This window comes from Actinokineospora sp., from assembly GCF_050699995.1.
Classification (GTDB): Bacteria; Actinomycetota; Actinomycetes; order Mycobacteriales; family Pseudonocardiaceae; genus Actinokineospora.
On the sequence record NZ_JBOHGC010000429.1, the window covers coordinates 1 to 2,217 of the forward strand.

2 protein-coding genes are annotated in these 2,217 nt (G+C 71.0%); one reads left to right on the top strand and one right to left on the bottom strand.

The genetic code is table 11. The annotated features are described in order from the left end of the window. Window positions 1-422 (top strand): LVIVD repeat-containing protein (locus ACRDSQ_RS21245; protein WP_431423484.1); only part of this gene is annotated, 422 nt, incomplete at its 5' end. A gap of 224 nt (window positions 423-646) precedes the next feature. Here the strand turns inward: ACRDSQ_RS21245 and ACRDSQ_RS21250 are convergent. Then, window positions 647-1,873 (bottom strand): IS701 family transposase, encoded by a 1,227-nt coding sequence (locus ACRDSQ_RS21250; RefSeq protein WP_431423485.1) that lies wholly within the window; start codon window positions 1,871-1,873, stop codon window positions 647-649. Window positions 1,874-2,217 lie beyond the last annotated feature (344 nt).

Below are 2,217 nucleotides of genomic sequence, written 5' to 3' on the forward strand. Positions count from 1 at the left end.
GCACCGGGCTGCTGCTGCGCGACGGCGCGCCGCCGGTGACGGCGCGGGCGGCGGCCGTGTTCGACGGCTGGGGCTTCCTGCGCTTGTTCGACGTCGACGACCCGGCCAGTCCGGTCGCGCTGTCCACGTTCGCGACGCCGAACGTGTCCAACGAGGCGGTCGCGCTGGACGGCACGTTCAGCGTGCACAACCCGGAGGTCCGCGACGAGACGCTCTACGCCTCGTGGTACTCGGACGGCGTGCGCGTGATCGACATCGACGACCCGGAGGATCCGCGGGAGATCGCGTCCTGGACGGGGGCCGGGGCGCCGAGCGGCGCGCCGCCGGTGAACATCTGGAGCGTGGTGCCGCATCGCGGGCTGCTGGTGGCCAGCGACCGCAACTTCGGGCTCTACGTCCTCAAGCACCGAGGCGACGACTAGCCCTCACCGGAGTGGGGAGCCAGGTGGGGCCCGGGACTCCCGGGCCCCGCCCCCCCGCCGTGGCACCGAAACCGACGCCTAGTAGTGCTTTGTTAGGTGTCACTCGTCGTGTCGGTCGCTGTGGAGGGCCAGCCGGTCGAGGTCGACGGTCTGGGAGCAGGTCTGGCAGCGGCCGGCCCAGCACTTGAAGAGCGGCTGCAGCAGCAGCACGGCCCTCGGGAGCGTCAGGCCGGCCGTCGGGCTTTTGGGTGCAGTCGTTCGAGCGTGAGGAAGCCGTGGGCGGCGGTGACCAGCGCGGTGTGGTGGTACCAGCCCAGCCAGGAGCGGCCCTCGTAGTGGTCGAGCCCGAGCTCGCCCTTGAGCTGCTTGTAGTCGAGCTCGATCTTCCAGCGCAGCCGCGCGAGGCGCGCGAGGCGCTCGAGCGGCGTGTCTTCGGGCAGGTTGGAGAGCCAGTAGTCGGTCGGCTCGTCGCGGCCTTCGGGCCACTCAGCGATCAGCCACTCCTCGCGCGGCGGTTCGGCGAAGCCCTTGTGCCAGCGGTGGGCGGCGCGCACGCGCACGAACGCGAACCGCGAGGTGATCGGCTCACCGTCGGGCCCGTCGCGGAACGTCACGGTCTTGAAGTCCGCGGGTGTCAGCCGGGCGATCAGCGACCCGATCGACTCGGGCCTGCGGTCCGGTCGCGGGCGGCTCTTGGGCCTGCCCGGCGCGGCGGTCCGCGCGGGCACCCGAAAGGTCGTCTCGGGTGCGAACACGGTCGTCTCCGCCGAAACCGAGAGCACGTACTCGACGCCGGCGTCGTGCAGCCGCCCGCGCAACTCGGTGTTGTCCCCGTAGGCGCAGTCGCCCAGCACCGGCGCTGCCGGTAGCTCCCAGCCGGTGGCGCGCTCGATCAGCTCCACGCCGAGCTCGGGCTTGGTCTGAAACTCGATCTCGTCGGGGATCTTCGCGCGCTTGCGCCGCTCGGCGTCAACGCACCACTCCTCGGGCAGATACAGCGCCCAGCCCAGCGGGACCGTCCCCCCGGCGCCGACCGCGTGCACCGACACGCCGATCTGGCAGTTGCCGACCTTCCCCAGCGTGCCCGAGTACTGGCGCTTGACCCCCGGCGAGCGCTTGCCGTCCTTGACGAACCCCGTGTCGTCAAGCACCCACGCCTCGACCGCGATCCTCGGCGCCACCCGCGCGGCGACCGCGCGCACCACCAACGCCGGATCCCACGGACTGTCCGCCAAGAACTGCTGCAGGCTCTGATAGTTCGCCTCCTCGCCCAAGCGCTCGACCATCGGCTCAAGCGACTTGCGGGCACCCTGCTCGATCAGCCCGCGCAGATACAACCCGCCGTTGACCACCTGCACCGGCCGGTTCATCGCCTCCGCCAGCACCTCGCCCGCGAACGCCTCCAAACGCTCCTTGACCGCCACCGGCGCATCGACATCCGCCGCTGCCATCACCGCCATCATCCCCTCCCCGCGTCGAGACCGACAGACGCAAGGAGGGTTCGCCGGGGCCCCCACAAACCCTACCGCGGAGCTAACAAAGCACTACTAGGAGCCTGGGTCAGTAACCGGCCCGGTGTCGTCCGACCGGTTTAAGACCATTCGCGCGTTCACGACGCGCGGAGGATCGCATGGTGACGGTGCCGGTGGAGGGTCAGGATCGGCTGGTGGATGTCGAGGCGGCGCCGGGGGCGCCCGCCGAGCGCCGCCCGGCGGGCGAGGAGAAGACGTTTCGGCCGTATGACCCCGATCAGGTGCTGTTGATGGCGCCGTCGCTGCAGGAGTGGGTGCCGGAG

What these genes read in the sequence shown, in the direction of transcription:
- ACRDSQ_RS21250 (WP_431423485.1), bottom strand. Translation starts at nt 1,873, where the DNA reads ATGGCAGCGGCGGATGTCGATGCGCCGGTGGCGGTCAAGGAGCGTTTG.